This window comes from Ruegeria sp. BB6 (assembly GCF_056539385.1).
Genome location: NZ_JBQFUW010000005.1, coordinates 127,753 through 143,344, shown reverse-complemented (window position 1 = coordinate 143,344; position 15,592 = coordinate 127,753). Strand labels below are relative to the sequence as shown.

The 15,592-nt window shown below is 59.4% G+C and carries 18 protein-coding genes; 7 read left to right on the top strand and 11 right to left on the bottom strand.

Going from position 1 to position 15,592, the window contains the following annotated elements; genetic code table 11:
* The first annotated feature begins 168 nt into the window (after positions 1-168).
* The 3 genes from phbB to yddG all read left to right on the top strand — a co-directional run bounded on the left by phbB (position 169) and on the right by yddG (position 3,002).
* Entirely contained in the window at positions 169-891 is a 723-nt protein-coding gene (phbB, locus tag ACR0B7_RS13360) for an acetoacetyl-CoA reductase (protein ID WP_170485113.1), read from the top strand.
* A gap of 300 nt (positions 892-1,191) precedes the next feature.
* Entirely contained in the window at positions 1,192-2,139 is a 948-nt protein-coding gene (locus ACR0B7_RS13355; protein WP_170485115.1) for a transcriptional regulator GcvA, read from the top strand.
* On the top strand, positions 2,136-3,002 hold the full coding sequence (gene yddG, locus ACR0B7_RS13350; RefSeq protein WP_170570695.1) for an aromatic amino acid exporter YddG: 867 nt from the start codon (positions 2,136-2,138) through the stop codon (positions 3,000-3,002). The genes ACR0B7_RS13355 and yddG overlap by 4 nt, the downstream gene beginning before the upstream one ends.
* Here yddG and ACR0B7_RS13345 read toward each other — a convergent pair.
* The 3 genes from ACR0B7_RS13345 to ACR0B7_RS13335 form a co-directional block, all read right to left on the bottom strand.
* A complete protein-coding gene (locus tag ACR0B7_RS13345) occupies positions 2,999-3,163 on the bottom strand; it encodes a DUF465 domain-containing protein (RefSeq protein WP_170387443.1) in 165 nt (54 codons plus the stop codon). The genes yddG and ACR0B7_RS13345 overlap by 4 nt on opposite strands.
* Positions 3,164-3,287: 124 nt before the next feature.
* Positions 3,288-4,058 (bottom strand): methyltransferase, encoded by a 771-nt coding sequence (locus ACR0B7_RS13340; RefSeq protein WP_170485120.1) that lies wholly within the window; start codon positions 4,056-4,058, stop codon positions 3,288-3,290.
* Positions 4,055-4,270 carry a putative signal transducing protein gene (locus tag ACR0B7_RS13335; RefSeq protein WP_170387439.1) on the bottom strand — a complete coding sequence of 72 codons (216 nt, stop codon included), beginning with the start codon at positions 4,268-4,270 and terminating at the stop codon, positions 4,055-4,057. Before ACR0B7_RS13335 ends, ACR0B7_RS13340 begins: the two co-directional genes overlap by 4 nt.
* Positions 4,271-4,326: 56 nt before the next feature.
* On the opposite strand from ACR0B7_RS13335, the gene ACR0B7_RS13330 reads away from it, so the two are divergent.
* Entirely contained in the window at positions 4,327-5,325 is a 999-nt protein-coding gene (locus ACR0B7_RS13330) for a polyprenyl synthetase family protein (RefSeq protein WP_170485123.1), read from the top strand.
* On the opposite strand, the gene ACR0B7_RS13325 is transcribed toward ACR0B7_RS13330, so the two are convergent.
* The 4 genes from ACR0B7_RS13325 to soxR form a co-directional block, all read right to left on the bottom strand.
* Positions 5,318-6,139, bottom strand: coding sequence for a 4-(cytidine 5'-diphospho)-2-C-methyl-D-erythritol kinase (locus ACR0B7_RS13325; RefSeq protein WP_170570693.1), 822 nt, complete (start codon positions 6,137-6,139; stop codon positions 5,318-5,320). The two genes, ACR0B7_RS13330 and ACR0B7_RS13325, sit on opposite strands and share 8 nt — an antisense overlap.
* Positions 6,129-7,844, bottom strand: a complete 1,716-nt coding sequence (locus ACR0B7_RS13320) for a tetratricopeptide repeat protein (RefSeq protein WP_480681679.1) — start codon at positions 7,842-7,844, stop codon at positions 6,129-6,131. Before ACR0B7_RS13320 ends, ACR0B7_RS13325 begins: the two co-directional genes overlap by 11 nt.
* Positions 7,845-7,945: 101 nt before the next feature.
* Positions 7,946-9,592, bottom strand: a complete 1,647-nt coding sequence (locus tag ACR0B7_RS13315; RefSeq protein WP_170415072.1) for an electron transfer flavoprotein-ubiquinone oxidoreductase — start codon at positions 9,590-9,592, stop codon at positions 7,946-7,948.
* 135 nt (positions 9,593-9,727) lie between these two features.
* Positions 9,728-10,183, bottom strand: coding sequence for a redox-sensitive transcriptional activator SoxR (gene soxR / locus ACR0B7_RS13310; RefSeq protein ID WP_170485129.1), 456 nt, complete (start codon positions 10,181-10,183; stop codon positions 9,728-9,730).
* Positions 10,184-10,268: 85 nt separating this feature from the next.
* Between soxR and ACR0B7_RS13305 the strand changes: the two genes are divergently transcribed.
* The 3 genes from ACR0B7_RS13305 (at position 10,269) to ACR0B7_RS13295 (ending at position 12,268) form a co-directional block, all read left to right on the top strand.
* Positions 10,269-10,649, top strand: a complete 381-nt coding sequence (locus ACR0B7_RS13305) for a VOC family protein (protein WP_170415079.1) — start codon at positions 10,269-10,271, stop codon at positions 10,647-10,649.
* A gap of 141 nt (positions 10,650-10,790) precedes the next feature.
* Positions 10,791-11,261 carry a transcription elongation factor GreA gene (gene greA / locus ACR0B7_RS13300; protein ID WP_170387425.1) on the top strand — a complete coding sequence of 157 codons (471 nt, stop codon included), beginning with the start codon at positions 10,791-10,793 and terminating at the stop codon, positions 11,259-11,261.
* 14 nt (positions 11,262-11,275) lie between these two features.
* The gene (locus ACR0B7_RS13295) at positions 11,276-12,268 is read left to right on the top strand and encodes a hypothetical protein (RefSeq protein WP_170485131.1); all 993 of its coding nucleotides are present in this window, start codon (positions 11,276-11,278) and stop codon (positions 12,266-12,268) included.
* On the opposite strand, the gene ACR0B7_RS13290 is transcribed toward ACR0B7_RS13295, so the two are convergent.
* The 4 genes from ACR0B7_RS13290 to ACR0B7_RS13275 are packed head-to-tail and all read right to left on the bottom strand — an operon-like array spanning position 12,265 to position 15,554.
* On the bottom strand, positions 12,265-13,530 hold the full coding sequence (locus tag ACR0B7_RS13290) for a molybdopterin-binding protein (protein ID WP_170485133.1): 1,266 nt from the start codon (positions 13,528-13,530) through the stop codon (positions 12,265-12,267). The genes ACR0B7_RS13295 and ACR0B7_RS13290 overlap by 4 nt on opposite strands.
* On the bottom strand, positions 13,527-14,018 hold the full coding sequence (mobB, locus tag ACR0B7_RS13285; RefSeq protein WP_170485135.1) for a molybdopterin-guanine dinucleotide biosynthesis protein B: 492 nt from the start codon (positions 14,016-14,018) through the stop codon (positions 13,527-13,529). Before mobB ends, ACR0B7_RS13290 begins: the two co-directional genes overlap by 4 nt.
* Positions 14,015-14,659: a molybdenum cofactor guanylyltransferase MobA gene (mobA, locus tag ACR0B7_RS13280; RefSeq protein ID WP_170485288.1), complete on the bottom strand. Its 645-nt coding sequence runs from the start codon at positions 14,657-14,659 to the stop codon at positions 14,015-14,017. The genes mobB and mobA overlap by 4 nt, the downstream gene beginning before the upstream one ends.
* Before the next feature lie 4 nt (positions 14,660-14,663).
* A complete protein-coding gene (locus ACR0B7_RS13275) occupies positions 14,664-15,554 on the bottom strand; it encodes a formate dehydrogenase accessory sulfurtransferase FdhD (RefSeq protein ID WP_170485290.1) in 891 nt (296 codons plus the stop codon).
* Positions 15,555-15,592: the final 38 nt, after the last annotated feature.

Here is a 15,592-nt window from a genome sequence, read left to right as displayed (position 1 = left end):
AAAAGGGGCGTCCGCTGGGCGCCCCTTTTTTGTTACACTGGGGCACGCCCCGAAGATGCGACGATATTGCCACCCGGAATCTCGAAATTCATGACGAAACAATATTGCGCAAGATCACCTCTCAAAGTAACAGCATTACCAAGACGATATGAATTGGAGGAGTCCTAAATGGCACGTACAGCACTCGTCACCGGCGGTTCGCGCGGCATCGGCGCAGCAATTTCCAAGGCGCTAAAGGCCGAAGGATACAATGTTGCGGCCACCTATGCCGGCAATGATGAAGCCGCAGCAAAGTTCACCGAAGAAACCGGCATCGCCACGTACAAGTGGAACGTTGCCGACTATGACGAGTCCAAAGCGGGCATCGAAAAAGTCGAGGCCGAGGTCGGCCCCATCGACATCGTGGTCGCCAACGCGGGCATCACTAAGGACGCGCCTTTCCACAAGATGACCCCGGAACAGTGGCATCAGGTGATAGACACCAACCTGACCGGCGTATTCAACACCGTGCACCCTGTCTGGCCCGGCATGCGTGAGCGTAAGTTCGGCCGCGTGATCGTCATCAGCTCGATCAACGGTCAGAAGGGCCAGTTCGCACAGGTGAACTATGCCGCGACCAAAGCGGGCGATCTGGGCATCGTGAAATCGCTGGCGCAGGAAGGCGCGCGCGCTGGCATCACTGCAAACGCGATCTGCCCCGGCTATATCGCGACCGAGATGGTCATGGCAGTTCCTGAAAAAGTGCGCGATTCCATCGTTGCGCAAATCCCGACTGGTCGCCTGGGTGAACCCGAGGAAATCGCTCGCTGCGTTGCGTTCCTGGCGTCGGACGATTCCCAATTCATCAACGGCTCGACCATTTCGGCCAACGGTGGACAGTTTTTCGTCTAAGCCGGACACAGAAAACGAAAACGGGCCGGTCTTTTCAGACCGGCCCTTCTTTTATCCCGTAAGGACGCGCGCGCTGCGTTCAGCGGGAACCAAAAAACCAGTTCAGAGCCTGCTTGAGCATCTTGCCGCGTTCAGCATGGGCCCGCTGAAAGGCGCGGGCGGCTGCGGGGTTTGTCGTCATCTCGATCATGGCAGTCGTCCTTTCAGTTCAGCTTTGTTTGACTTGCACTCAATATGCGCCTTATCAATGTTGGCGACAAACGAGCTTTCTGCGGGTTTCAGTTAAGAATTTCTTATGCTATGAGCGACTACCTCCCCCCACTGACCGCATTGCGCGCCTTTGATGCCGCCGCGCGCCACATGTCCTTTGCAAAAGCTGCCGAAGAACTGCACGTAACCCCTGCGGCTCTGTCCTTTCAGATAAAATCGCTTGAAGAACATCTGGGCCGTCCGCTGTTTCGCCGCCTGAACCGCGCCGTCGAACTGACCGAGGCCGGCCGTGCACTGGCACCCGGCGCGGCCGAAGGATTCGCTGCATTGCAGGCTGCTTGGCAGGCGGCCCGACGACAGGGAAACGATACCAGCCTGACCGTGACCGCTGGACCGGCTTTGACCGCCAAATGGCTTGCTCCGCGCCTTTATGAATTCGCGCGGGCACATCCCGAGATTGACCTCAAGTTCTCGGCCACGCTGCGCAATATGGATCTGGAACGTGACGATGTAGATGTGGCGATCCGGTTTGGTTATGGCGATGACGAGGGTCTGTATTCCCTGCCCGTGCGCAAAGAGTGGCTAACCCCAGTCATGACCCCTGAATTGGCCGAACGATATTCAACGCCCGACAGCCTGAGGGACGCGCCGCTGATCTTTGACGACTCGATTGCGTTTCTCCAGCCGCCCAGTGACTGGCCTGCATGGTTTCGGGCGGTCGGTGTGAATTTCGCGCCGACCCATGGCGCGCATTTCTCGAACGCAGACCATGCAATCGACGCGGCCGTTGCGGGCGTTGGCGTTGCGCTTGGACGTCGCGCGATGATCATCAAAGACCTGACCGAGGGGCGCTTGGTCGCGCCGTTCAAAACCGCCATCGAAACGCGGGGGCGGTTTCGGTTTCTATGTCTGCCGGGTGCCGAGAACCGCCCCCAGATCGCTGCCTTCCGAGATTGGTTCATGGACGAGATTGAAAAAACCGCGCATATCTCGGATGAATTCGAGATTATCCCGGTGGAAGAGGTCCCCGCACCATGACAAGAACCCGTGCAACGGGGATCGGATTTATCGCGGTCCTGCTATGGTCTTTGCTGGCCTTGTTCACGGTGGGATCCGCCCCCACTCCGCCACTGCTGTTAAACGCCATATGCTTTTCAATCGGCGGCACGCTTGGGCTGATCTGGACCTGGGCGAATGGTGGTCTGCCACAGCTTCGGAAGGTGCGCTGGACAACTTACCTGTTTGGAACGGTCGGGCTGTTTGGCTATCACGCACTGTATTTCTCGGCGTTGCGCATGGCTCCGGCGGCCGAGGCTGGCTTGATCGCTTATCTGTGGCCCTTGCTGATTGTTCTCTTTTCCGGACTGCTGCCCGGTGAGAACCTGCGTCTGGGGCATCTGTTCGGCGCTTGTCTGGGGTTCGCCGGGGCCGCTGTGATCATAGCCGGAGGCGGAAGTGCCGGGTTCCAATCGGATCACCTGCCGGGATATGGCCTGGCCCTGTTATGCGCGCTGACATGGTCCGGCTACTCAGTCCTGTCCCGGCGTTTGGGCGACACTCCGACAAGTTCGGTTGCCGTGTTCTGCGTCGCCACGGCCATCGCGTCCGCTGCGTTGCACATAGCTGTTGAAGACACCGTGTGGCCGGACACCGCAATAAGCTGGGCCTCCGTTCTGGCCTTGGGCCTTGGGCCGGTGGGACTGGCGTTTTACGTCTGGGATATCGGGGTCAAACAAGGCGACATCCAGATATTGGGCACGGCGTCCTACGCGGCACCCTTGTTGTCTACTCTTGTTTTGGTTGTGGCCGGGATCGCGGCCCCTTCGTGGGGTCTGGCGATCGCGGCCGTTTTGATTACGGGTGGCGCGATTATCGCGGCACGCGCCAGTATGAGCCGTTAGTTGGACAGGCGCTCGATCTCTTCTTTCAGTTTCAGCTTCTGTTTCTTGAGTTGAGCGATATGGAGATCATCGATACCTGGCGAGCGTTGGGCTTGTTCTACTTCGAGACCGAGAGTTTCGTGCTTTTTCTTCAGTTCCGTCAGATGTGCGCTCACGCTCATGGCGATACTCCTTTGTTGGTGTCTCAGGTTTACGTAAGAAGTTGACCACATCGTTTCCAGCCTGTCACGCTGCAGACGCACAGAATCTGAAATAAATCCGACAAATTCGGCTGGTTAATGCCTATCACTCCGGGAAACAGGCCAGCGCTGCCCCGTCGCGCAGCACCGCAGATACTTGCGGCGTATAGCTTTCGCCGTCTCTTTCGTGGCGCTCACCTGCGTGTAAAATCAAGGGCGGATGGAGTTGAAACGCTGCGCGGCCCCCTTTTCTGGCCCGCAGAATCACCAGCTCGGCCTTGCGCCCGGACCGGGCTGCCAGCGGCACAACTTCGATCGACCCCAGCCGCCCGGAACAGGCGATCAGCATATCCGGCAGCCGATCCGCCTTTTGGATCATGTGCAGGTAACCCTTCGGGGCAAGGCGCTTCGCTGCGGTGTCAAACCAATGGTCCAGCGGCGTATCCCCGCCCAGTGCGACGCTTCGTCCCTTATCCATAGACGGGCTATGCGCCCCGGCCCGGTAATAGGGCGGATTGGCGATCACATGATCAAACTGACGCTGCTTCAGGTCCGGCGGCAATGCGGTCAGGTCCGCTTGAATGACCTCCAACCGCGCTGCGTTTTCAGCAGCGTTCCGACCTGCCAAATCAGCGTATGGCGCTTGCAACTCCACCCCGGCGGCCTGCAACCCCGGCACGCGCGCCATCAGCGACAGCACTGCCGCCCCTGCCCCGCAGCCCAGCTCCAGCACGCTTTGGCCCCGTTTTGCCGGGACAGAAGCGGCCAGCAGTATCGGATCTACCCCGGCGCGATAGCCACTGCGGGGTTGCCACAGGCGCACACGACCACCCAAAAAGTCATTCAGGGTCAGGTCATCATCGTCAAACAGGGTCATCGGCCCAGCGGAATATCGTTGTCGCGCATCACGCGCTCGGCCCGGGTCAGGTCGTCGGCCCGGACCATCAGGCGGCGCGGGAAAATTCCTATGCCCCCTTCGAGGATGCTCATATTTACGTCCATCTGAAAGCAGTCTATATCCTCGCCTTCAAGAAGGGCGGATGCAAATGCCAGGATCGTTGGATCGGTGCTGCGCAAAAGTTCTTTCATGGGGATGGATGTAAGGGCAAGGTGCGGCAGAAGTCGAGCCTTGTATCAGGAGTGTGATGGCGATCGGCACGGTCTCAAAACCGCATGAGCGGCTGGCGGAAATTCTCGCGGGTGAAATGGACGCAGTGAATGAGCTGATCCGAACCCGCATGGCGTCCGAGCACGCCCCGCGCATCCCGGAAGTAACGGCGCATCTGGTCGAGGCGGGCGGCAAGCGTTTGCGCCCGATGCTGACCTTGGCCGCAGCGCAACTGTTTGGCTATCAGGGCAGCCACCATGTGCGTCTGGCCGCGACTGTTGAATTCATCCATACCGCCACCTTGCTGCACGATGACGTGGTAGACGAGAGCGGCCAGCGGCGCGGACGCCCCACGGCAAACCTTTTGTGGGACAACAAATCCAGCGTTTTGGTGGGCGATTACCTGTTCTCTCGCAGCTTCCAGTTGATGGTCGAGACAGGGTCGCTGCGCGTGCTTGATATCCTTGCAAACGCATCGGCGACGATTGCCGAAGGTGAAGTCCTGCAAATGACGGCAGCCACCGATCTGGGCACCAACGAAGCGATCTACCTGCAGGTTGTGCGGGGCAAGACGGCGGCGTTGTTCTCGGCCGCGACCGAAGTGGGCGGCGTCATCGCCGGAGCGACCGAAGAGCAGGTGCAAGCCCTTTACGACTACGGTGATGCACTGGGTATCGCCTTTCAGATCGCGGATGACCTGCTGGATTATCAGGGCGACAGCGCTGCGACAGGCAAGAATGTCGGTGACGATTTCCGCGAACGCAAGCTGACCCTGCCGGTTATCAAGGCCGTCGCGCAAGCAACCCCGGAAGAACACGCATTCTGGGAGCGCAAGATTGGCCGTGGTCGTCAGGAAGAAGGTGATCTGGACCACGCGCTGGGTCTGATGGCCAAATACGGCACACTGGACGCCACGCGCTCGGATGCGCTGGGATGGGCGAACAAGGCCAAAGCGTCACTCGACATCCTTCCCGACCATGAAATTCGCACGTTGCTGCGTGATCTGGCGGATTACGTGGTGTCTCGCCTCAATTAAGCTGAGCGGCGCGACACCACCAGTCGGGATGGGCTGCTCCAATTTCGTAGGCCGCGAAATGGGCCGCTTTCATATTCGGGTAGAGCGCAAAGCACGTCGATCCCGACCCCGACATCCGAACAAGCAGAGCGTCCTTGGTTTCCGCAAGTTCGTCCAGCACCCGACCAACGTCGGGCGCAAGACCCTTGGTCGGACCCTCAAGATCGTTTCGTTGATCCCGCAACCAAGCGGCGCAGTCCTCAGGAGCGGTAAACGTTGGAATATCATTCGGCATGGGATCGTTGTCACGACTGTCCAGCGCCGAGAATACGGCCCCCGTTGGAACTTCGACGCCCGGATTGACCAGAAGGGCCGGCAAGTGCGGCAGAACAACCGGCGTCAACCCGTCGCCAATACCACGCATTCGACTGGCCCGCGCCGCCATGCAGACGGGGATATCCGCGCCAAGTGACAGGGCGATCTCATCTGGAACGGAGCCGCCCTGATCGGCAACCATGCGCAAAGTGGCCGCTGCATCCGACGATCCGCCACCGATCCCGCCTCCGTGTGGTAGCACTTTGTTCAAGTCGATATGACCTGCCCAACCTGCGGCCTTGGCTGCCTTCCAGACCAGATTACGTTCATCCGCTGGAACCCCTGCCGCGTGCTCACCGGTAACCGTGATCGACAGGCGATCTCCCGGGGTGAAGCGCAGCGTGTCACCCACATCCGCAAAGACCACCAGTGAATCCAACAGGTGATACCCGTCGGGTCGTCGGCCGGTCACATGCAGGGTGAGGTTGATCTTGGCGGGCGCGAAGCCCTCAGCCTTCATTTGCGACCTTCAAAGGGTCAGCCCCCTCCTCGGCCAGAACAGCATCCAGCCCGATCTCAATCTTGCGCCTGATCCGGTCCGGGTCGGCTTCGCCATCCGTGTCATCGGGGTCGATGAAGGACAGGGCGCGTTTCCACTGGAACTCGGCCTCGCGTGCGCGCCCGACAGCCCAATAGACATCCCCCAGATGATCGTTCACCACGGGATCCACTGGCATCAACTCAACCGCGCGCTCCATATGCTCAACCGCTTCGTCATAGCGGCCCAGACGGAATAGAACCCACCCAAGGCTATCCACGATGTAGCCACTGTCAGGGCGCGTGGCGACAGCGCGTTCGATCATCTCTAGCGCCTCATCCAGCTTCTCGCGCCGTTCCACAAGAGAATACCCCAAATAGTTTAGAACCTGCGGCTGGTCCGGGTTCAGTTCCAGCGCACGGCGGAAATCGGCCTCGGCCTGATCCCAGTTCTTGAGCCGCTCGTGCGAGATGCCGCGGGCGTAGTAGAGAAACCAGTTTCCGCCGACCCCTTCCTCAATCAGCTCGATCGCCCGATCATATGTTTTCACCGCAGAGGCATAGTCCTCCTGCCTTCGCTGAAGATCGGCCAAAGCGACGTGCACGCTTGGCAGGTTCGGGCTTTGCGCGGCAAGGGTCTGCAAGACTTCGGCGGCCGCATCGGTTTTTCCAGCCCGCCCCAGAACTTCGGCGCGGCCAAGTTCGGCAGCGTGATAGTCACTGCTGTCAGCCGGTACTTTACGATAAGCCTCAACGGCCAGATCGTATTGTTCCAGCTCATCCAGCAACTCGGCGCTCAGCAAGATTGCGTCAACATGATCGGGCCGCAGGAAGGTCGCGATCTGAGCGTAGAGCAGAACGTAATTCTGGGCCGCCTCAGTGCTAAGCGCGGCACCAACGGAAAAGAACACTTCGGCCATGCCATCCTGAGCGGACCGAACGTGGGTAAATGGCAGGGTATCCCCTGCGGTCAGACGCGCCTCATAGCTTTCGATAGACGGATCACTGCCGGCGGCAAACACATCATTCAAAAACGCCAGCGCCTCCTGATTGCGGTCGAGTTGCGACAGAACCTCGACCCGTGCCAGCGCCGCGCGGCGTGAAAATTGGGCAACTACCCCGCCATCGGCGGCGAAAATAGCCTCGGCCCCTTCAAAGTCGCCAACCGACGCCAAAGCAAGCGCCTTGTGATATAGCGCAAATTCCCGCAGCCCTTCCTGCGTAGATACCTGATCGAACTGCTCCATGGCCTTGGTCATCGAGCCTTGGCCGATATGGGCCCATCCCAGCATCAAACCATCCACCAGCGGTCCGACGCCCTCTGTCTCGGGGTCAAGCGCAAGCAACTCGTCCAGCTTGCCATCCGCGACAAGGTTTGAGGCGATGACCATCCGTGCCGCCTGACTTGGCAGGCCCATGTCCTCGATCGTGCGTGCCACAGGCAGCGCGCGCCTGATATCACCCAGCGAGAGTCTGGTGACAACGACACTTTCCAGTAGCTTGTGATTTTCAGGATCAGCACGCAGGGCCTGCGCATAGTAACGCTCGGCCGCGGTATAATCGTTCTGGAAAATCGCCTGACGCCCGGCAAGATACGAACCGGACCCCGTATCCGAAAAAGCCGGAAACGTGACTGACGAAGAAAGCAGCGCAACCAGCGCTGCGCGACGGAGGAGGGAAGCCACCAAAATCCTGCCTTGCTATTGTTGACTGCCTAACAAGCTAGGACTTTGGCCGGTAAGAGGCAATGGCAGAGCCTTCACGACCCTGCCAGTGCCCGTGTTTTCGCTTACATGTTGGGATAGTTCGGTCCGTCGCCGCCCTGCGGCGTGGTCCAGGTGATGTTCTGGCTGGGATCCTTGATATCGCAGGTCTTGCAGTGAACACAGTTCTGGAAGTTGATGACGAATCGCGGTCCGTTCTCATCCTCGACCATTTCGTAAACCCCTGCCGGGCAGTAGCGCTGCGCGGGTTCGTCGAACTTGGGCATGTTGACATTGACCGGGATCGCCGGGTCGGACAGCCGCAGATGGCAAGGCTGACTTTCCTCGTGGTTGGTCATCGCAAACGAGACGTTGGTCAAGCGGTCAAACGACAGCACGCCATCTGGTTTGGGATAGTCGATCGGCGCGTGCTTGCTGGCCTCCTCGGTCGCTTCGGCGTCGTTCTTGCCGTGACCCAGAGTTCCGAACAGCGAGAAGCCCAGCGTGTTGGTCCACATGTCCAGACCACCAAAGGCAAGAGACGCTGTCAGGCCCCATTTCGACCACATCGGTTTAACGTTGCGCACCTTCTTCAGATCGCTGCCGATGGCACCATCGCGCACGTCGGCCTCGTATGCGGTCAGCTCATCGCCCGCACGGTCGGCTTTGATCGCGTCAAACGCGGCCTCGGCTGCGGCTTTGCCCGACAACATCGCGTTGTGGTTACCCTTGATGCGCGGCACGTTGACCATACCCGCCGAACAACCCAGCAACGCCACACCCGGCGCAACCAGTTTCGGCATCGACTGATAGCCGCCTTCGGTGATCGCACGCGCGCCATAGGCCACGCGCTTGCCGCCTTTCAGCAGCTCGGCCACCATCGGGTGATGCTTAAAGCGCTGGAATTCCATGTAGGGATACAGGTGCGGGTTCTTGTAGTTCAGGTGAACCACGAAACCGACATAGACCTGATTGTTTTCAAGGTGGTAGATGAACGATCCGCCACCTGCGTTGCTACCCAGAGGCCAGCCCATCGTGTGCGTGACCGAGCCTTCCTTGTGCTTGGCCGGGTCGATCTCCCAGATCTCTTTCATGCCGACGCCGTATTTCTGCGGCTCTTTCCCGGCTTGCAGGTCGTATTTGGCGATCACTTCCTTGGACAGCGAACCGCGCACACCTTCCGACAGGAAGACGTATTTGCCGTGCAGCTCCATCCCCGGCTCGGTGTTGGGCCCGTAAGAGCCGTCGGCCTCCAGACCAAACACACCGGCAACCACGCCTTTGACTTCGCCATTCTCACCATAAACCAGCTCGGAACAGGCCATGCCGGGGAAGATTTCCACGCCCAGTTCTTCGGCCTGTTCAGCCATCCAGCGGCAGACATTGCCCATCGAGACGATGTAATTGCCGTGGTTGTTCATCAGCGGTGGCATCGGCCAGTTGGGGATGCGGATCTGTCCCGCCTCGCCCAGCATATAGAAGTTGTCTTCTTCGACCGGCGTATTCAGAGGCGCGCCTTTTTCTTTCCAGTCAGGGATCAGCGCATCCAGACCACACGGGTCCAGAACCGCACCCGACAGGATGTGTGCGCCCACTTCCGAGCCCTTTTCCAGAACCACAACATTCAGGTCCGCATCCAGCTGTTTCAGACGAATGGCCGCCGACAGGCCCGCAGGGCCTGCACCCACGATCACCACATCGTATTCCATCGCTTCGCGTTCAATCTCGGCCATCGCGGGCTCCTTAGCTAACTTTCCGAATTGGCGCTTTCACTGCGTGGTCTGCGCAATTTTGTTTCACGGGTGATTACATGGTCACAAAGACCTTGGTCAATCAAAACACGGCGTAACATTGCTGCAATGCGGCAGTTATTCCTCAGGAGCGTCGCCCATCAGGTACCTGGGACCGCTACCATAGGACCTGGCGCGATCGTCTGGGTTGTACAGAGCGCATTTCGGCAGGCTCAGGCAGCCGCAACCGATGCAGCCGTCCAGATTGTCGCGCAATCGCGTTAAAGTCTCGATTCGCTGATCCAGATGAGATCGCAGATCAACGCTGATCTTCTGCCAATCGTTGGGGGTTGGAGTTCGGTTGCCGGGCAGACCGGACAATACATCACGAATCTCAGGCAGCGTCAGGCCGAACTGTTGTGCGATCATAACAAAGCTCAAACGACGGATATCAGCCCGCTGATACCGCCTTTGTCCGCCTGCGTTCCGCCACGGGGCAATCAGCCCTTGCGCCTCGTAGTACCGGATTGCCGAAACCGCCAACCCTGTGCGCTTGGCCAAAGCGCCAATAGCCAGCCCTTCGGAAATCGCCATTTCATCCTCATAAATACCTTGACCTAAAGTCAGGTTTAGAAATTACGGTGAGTCGGGACAAGCCTCTAAATGAAAAGGAGATCCCATGATGGCGACGCTTGAACACACAAACTTCACGGTCCGCGACCCGCAGGCTTCGGCCAAATGGATGCACGAGGTCTTTGGCTGGAAGACCCGTTGGGAAGGCCCGGCCATCGCGGGCGGCTACACGGTTCATGTCGGCAGCACGCATACCTATCTGGCGCTGTACGCCCCCAGCGACCCAAAACCTGCGGATGAAACCGGCCATCACATAATAGGCGCGTTGAACCATGTCGGCGTGCTGGTCGAAGACATCGACGCGACAGAAGCCAAAGTGAAAGGTGCCGGGTTCACGCCAAAATCGCATGCAGACTACGAACCCGGAAAAAGATTCTACTTTGACGATGAAAATGGCATCGAATTTGAAGTCATTAGCTATGACTAGGCCGTATTCCGCACGTCTTGCGATTTAGCCCCCTTGCATTTCCCACGCCATTTGGGTCAGGTATTTGACGACCCATCAATTCGCCCCGACGCTTGTCTCATGCGGCGGGGCGAAGCAATTTTATGCGTGGACGACAAGAATATGGAAAAAATTCCAATGACGCCTTCGGGCAATGCCGCGCTCGAGGCGGAACTTAAAAACCTGAAATCCGTCGAGCGCCCCGCGATCATCGAGGCCATCGCCTCGGCACGGGAACTGGGCGACCTGAAGGAAAACGCTGAATATCATTCCGCCCGTGAAAAGCAGGGCTTTATCGAAGGCCGCATCAAAGAGCTGGAAGGCATCTTGTCGCTTGCGGACGTGATCGACCCGGCCAAACTGTCCGGTACGGTCAAATTCGGTGCCAAGGTCACTTTGGTCGACGAAGACACCGACGAAGAAAAGACCTGGCAGATCGTGGGCGAGTACGAAGCGAACATCGAAAACGGTTTGCTGAACATTAAATCCCCCATTGCCCGCGCCCTGATTGGCAAGGACGAGGGCGATAGTGTCGAGGTCCGCACCCCGGGCGGAGTGCGCTCCTACGAAATTCTGAGTATCGAGTACGCCTGACCGGAGCGTTAACCATGTCCGAGCCCACGCCAGAGCAGGAGACCGAGCGGCCGACCTCTCTGGGCATCTATGACACGCCGACCAAGCCGTCGGTGACCGAGATCGAGATCGTCGCGATTGTTCTCAGCGTGATCTGGCTGATCGTGTCGGTCGTATTCCTTGTACTGCCCGGCAAGGTGGAAGGAGGCGGATTCGTCGTCACCTTGCTTGCCGTTTTCATGCCCGTTGCGATGATCTGGGTCGCGGCGACTTCTATGCGTGCCGCCCGGGTCATGCGTGAGGAAAGCGCCCGCCTGCAAACGGCGATCGACGCGATCCGGCAGGCATATGTTGTTCAACAGCAGCGCGGCACCAGCGCATATGAGCCCACAGTCACCAAAAAGCTCGACGAAATCGCACAGGCGGCGAAAAAGACCGAAAGTGCGCTGGCGACCTTTTCCACCCATCGCAGCGAACCGTTTCGGAGTGTCGCTCAAAGCGCAGCGGGTGATCAGACTTCTTTGGAACTTGGAACCCAAGCGGAAGACATTGCGCCACGTCTCAGCACCAGCGTGTTTATTCGCGCCCTGAACTTTCCCGAAACACAGGAAGACACCGAAGGATTCGACGCTTTGCGCCTGGCCCTGAAAGACCGGAAGGCCGCGCAGTTGGTTCAGGCATCGCAGGACGTTCTCACCCTGCTGAGCCAAGAGGGGATCTATATGGATGACCTACGTCCCGACATGGCGCGGCCCGAAATATGGCGGCAGTTTGCACAGGGTGCTCGCGGCCGTTCTGTTGCGGCCTTGGGGGGAATTCGTGACCGGTCGTCCCTTGCACTGACCGCAGGTCGAATGAAGCAAGATCCTATCTTTCGGGACGCAGCGCATCACTTTCTGCGCCGATTTGACCACATGCTTGTCGAATTTGAACCCGAGGCAAGCGACGCCGAACTGACGGCCCTTGGCGACACCCGCACCGCGCGCGCCTTCATGCTTTTGGGACGTGTAGCCGGGACCTTCGACTAAAGCCCGAAACTGCCGTAGGGAAGGAACCGGACAGGATCGCCCGGCTGAATGTGACACGCGCCGTCCTCAATCTCGACCAGCCCCTCGGCCCAACTCAGGCCGCTGATCCGACCTGACCCTTCCGACGCGAATACCTCGGCTTTTCCATCACGGATGCGGGCGCGCAAATATTCACGCCGCCCCGGTTTCTTGCGTTTCTCGAACGCGGCGGGCACGTCAAAGCCCTGCGGTTCCGACCAGCCCTCTCCTGCCAGCAGGCCTAGCGCAGGACGCGCAAAGATCAGCGCGCAGACCAAAGCGGCCACAGGATTCCCCGGAAGGCCGAAAACTGGTGTTTCCTTCCACATACCCAGCGCCAACGGTCGTCCGGGTTTCAACGCGATCCGCCATTCCTGCATCGCACCAGCCTGCCGGAGCAGCGCCGAAACGTGATCTTCATCCCCGGCTGATGCGCCACCGCTGGTAAGGATCACGTCAGCCTGATCAGCAGCCCGATCCAACCGGTCGCGCAACGCCTCGCGGTCATCGGCCACCCTGCCCATATCGACGGACCTGAATCCCATCCGATCCATCAACGACAGCAGCATGGGGCGATTGGCATCAAATATCTGACCCGCCCGAGCGGCCTCTCCGGGTTCGACCAACTCATCCCCGGTTGAAAGCACCGCAACACTCAGCATCGAGCGAACAGGAACTTCCGCCACACCCGTTGCGGACAGCAATGCGATGTCAGCAGGGGTCAACCGTCTTCCCCTACGCAGCACCGTATCGCCCTCGGCCACGTCTTCCCCGGCTTTGCGGGCATTCGCGCCACGTTTGAGCGGGCCATGAAACGCCACGTGGCCGTCCTTGACCGTAACATCTTCTTCCAGAACAACCGTGTCCATGCCATCGGGCAGGGCCGCTCCTGTCAGAACCCGAAGGGCATGGCCGGGCAGTACATGTCCACTGAACAAAGAACCCGCCGCCGCTCGTCCATCCTGCAAGGGCATGACTTGAGGCCCATCCGGGGCTGGTCCGGCAAAACCGTACCCATCCACGGCGGAATTCGCCTGAGGCGGGTTAGAGCGTCGCGCACAAATATCGTCCGCCAGAATTCGGTTGGCAGCTTCCGACAGCGGCACAGACTCTGGCGCAGTTACCACCGAAAGCCTCTCGCGCAACAAGGCCAGAGCATCATCCACGGGTGTCCAGTTCACCCCGGCAGGCAAAGCAAAACAATCGTTGCGCAAAGGTGGCGGCGCTATGTTCGGCTTGGTCATAAACCGACCTCCTGCAATACAAAGTCCGCAATCGCGGCCGTGTCGTTCAGATCAAGGACAGGGATGCTTAGCTCCAACGGGGTATCGCTGGCCACCGCCCGGATCGTTTCGTTTTCCTCCGCGATCAGAGGGGTACCCGCCTCGGCCCGGAAAGCCTCGATCTTGGGATGGGCTTCGCGCTTGAATCCTTCGATCAGGATCAGATCGACCGGGCGCAAGCGTTCCAAAAGGCTTTGCAGCGAAGGTTCCGGCGCACCGCGCAGCTCCTGCATGATGGCGACGCGCTGCCCGGACGCAAGCAAGACCTCGCTGGCCCCAGCTTCGCGATGCCGGTAACTGTCCGTGCCCTTCTGGTCCACATCAACACCGTGATGCGCGTGTTTGAGGGTGGAAACCGAATAGCCCCGCTTGGTGATCTCAGCCACCAAACGCTCCATCAGCCCGGTTTTGCCAGCGTTCTTCCAGCCGGTGACACCGTATACTTTCATGCTTGCTCCAGCAGTCGTTGGGCGCGCGCCAGATCGTCAGGCGTGTTGACGTTGAAGAAAGGGTCAAACGGGTCAACAGAGAACAGCGCCTCGCGCCCCCCGTGCTGGTCCGTCCACAGGACGACTTTGCGCAGCCCATTGTTCAAAGCGTCGCGCAGATCGTCCCGCAGCGCCACGGGCCAGAGCCCAAAGGTTGGATGCCGGTTGATCTGCTTTCCACCGCCCGATTTCAACGTCTCATCCCCGGCCCGTGGCGTCGTGGCGAGGACTAGCGGATTCGCCTGCCCCTGCGCCGCTTGTGTCAGCCGCGCCACCAGATCACGAGGGAAGAACGGCGTGTCAGCCGCCGCGGTTACGATGCAGTCTGCATCGTGTTCCGCCGCCCAGTCCAACCCGGCAAGTACGCCTGCCAACGGTCCGGCAAAGCCTTCGATCGAGTCGGGAATGATCGGCAGATCAAAATCACGGAACCGGGCGGGATCGCCGTTTGCGTTCAGCGCCAAACCGTCCACCTGAGGGGCGAGCCGGTCTATCACATGCGCCATCAGGCTTTGCCCGCCGATCTGCAGCAGCCCCTTGTCGCCGCCACCCATGCGGGTCGCCAGACCTCCTGCGAGGATCACGCCCAACGGTTTTCGCATAACCTCAGCCATTGGCGCTTTTCCTGCGAAGTTTCTTGTCCTCAACGGCCACGGTCGATGGATCAATATCGCGTAGCAAACGATCTTCACCCGCCAGACACACAAACCTCTGCCCGCGCATCCGGCCGATCAGAGTCAGCCCAACCTCGCGCGCGATCTCAACGCCCCATGCGGTGAAGCCCGAGCGCGACGCCAGAACGGGGATACCCATCATCGCCGTCTTGATCACCATTTCCGAGGTCAAACGGCCGGTGGTGTACAGGATCTTGTCCTCTGCCGTTTCACCTTCGGACAACATCCAACCGGCGATCTTGTCGACTGCATTGTGCCGACCCACGTCCTCCATATAGACCAGCGGACGGTTTTCCCGACACAACACCGTACCGTGGATCGCACCCGCCTCAAGATAGAGCGAAGGCGTGCGGTTGATCTTGGCGGCCAGATCATAAAGCCACGATGTGCGCACGGTGACCTGCGGCAAGCGCACGTCTTCGAGACCCTCCATCATATCCCCAAAAACGGTTCCAACGGCGCAGCCACTGGTTCGGGTCTTTTTCTTGAGCTTGTCCTCATAAGACGTCTCGCGCGCCGTGCGGACGACGACGGTTTCCAGATCGTCATCGTATTCGACGCGGGTAATCTGGTCATCGGACAGCAGCATGCCCTGATTGCGCAGAAAACCCAGTGCTAGATATTCGGGGTAATCGCCAATGGTCATGGCGGTCACGATCTCCTGCGAATTCAAGAAAATCGTCAGCGGACGTTCTTCAACCACTGAAATCTGGCTGGCCTCGCCATTCTGATCCACGCCTTCAACCGCACGGGTCAGGCGGGCCGCCCTGGGGTCGGGGGCGATGATATAGTCTGACAGGTTCTGTTCCGTGGCCAATTGCAACCCTTTCCCAAGACAGCTACTGCTGCGATCAACACCAT

Coding starts and splice junctions, on each gene's coding strand:
- ACR0B7_RS13340 (WP_170485120.1), bottom strand. CDS start 4,058: ATGACCCTGTTTGACGATGATGACCTGACCCTGAATGACTTTTTGGGT.
- mobB (WP_170485135.1), bottom strand. CDS start 14,018: ATGAAAGTATACGGTGTCACCGGCTGGAAGAACGCTGGCAAAACCGGG.
- ACR0B7_RS13335 (WP_170387439.1), bottom strand. CDS start 4,270: ATGAAAGAACTTTTGCGCAGCACCGATCCAACGATCCTGGCATTTGCA.
- ACR0B7_RS13330 (WP_170485123.1), top strand. CDS start 4,327: ATGGCGATCGGCACGGTCTCAAAACCGCATGAGCGGCTGGCGGAAATT.
- ACR0B7_RS13355 (WP_170485115.1), top strand. CDS start 1,192: ATGAGCGACTACCTCCCCCCACTGACCGCATTGCGCGCCTTTGATGCC.
- ACR0B7_RS13305 (WP_170415079.1), top strand. CDS start 10,269: ATGATGGCGACGCTTGAACACACAAACTTCACGGTCCGCGACCCGCAG.
- ACR0B7_RS13295 (WP_170485131.1), top strand. CDS start 11,276: ATGTCCGAGCCCACGCCAGAGCAGGAGACCGAGCGGCCGACCTCTCTG.
- yddG (WP_170570695.1), top strand. CDS start 2,136: ATGACAAGAACCCGTGCAACGGGGATCGGATTTATCGCGGTCCTGCTA.
- ACR0B7_RS13315 (WP_170415072.1), bottom strand. CDS start 9,592: ATGGCCGAGATTGAACGCGAAGCGATGGAATACGATGTGGTGATCGTG.
- ACR0B7_RS13345 (WP_170387443.1), bottom strand. CDS start 3,163: ATGAGCGTGAGCGCACATCTGACGGAACTGAAGAAAAAGCACGAAACT.
- ACR0B7_RS13290 (WP_170485133.1), bottom strand. CDS start 13,530: ATGACCAAGCCGAACATAGCGCCGCCACCTTTGCGCAACGATTGTTTT.
- soxR (WP_170485129.1), bottom strand. CDS start 10,183: ATGGCGATTTCCGAAGGGCTGGCTATTGGCGCTTTGGCCAAGCGCACA.
- mobA (WP_170485288.1), bottom strand. CDS start 14,659: ATGCGAAAACCGTTGGGCGTGATCCTCGCAGGAGGTCTGGCGACCCGC.
- greA (WP_170387425.1), top strand. CDS start 10,791: ATGGAAAAAATTCCAATGACGCCTTCGGGCAATGCCGCGCTCGAGGCG.
- phbB (WP_170485113.1), top strand. CDS start 169: ATGGCACGTACAGCACTCGTCACCGGCGGTTCGCGCGGCATCGGCGCA.
- ACR0B7_RS13325 (WP_170570693.1), bottom strand. CDS start 6,139: ATGAAGGCTGAGGGCTTCGCGCCCGCCAAGATCAACCTCACCCTGCAT.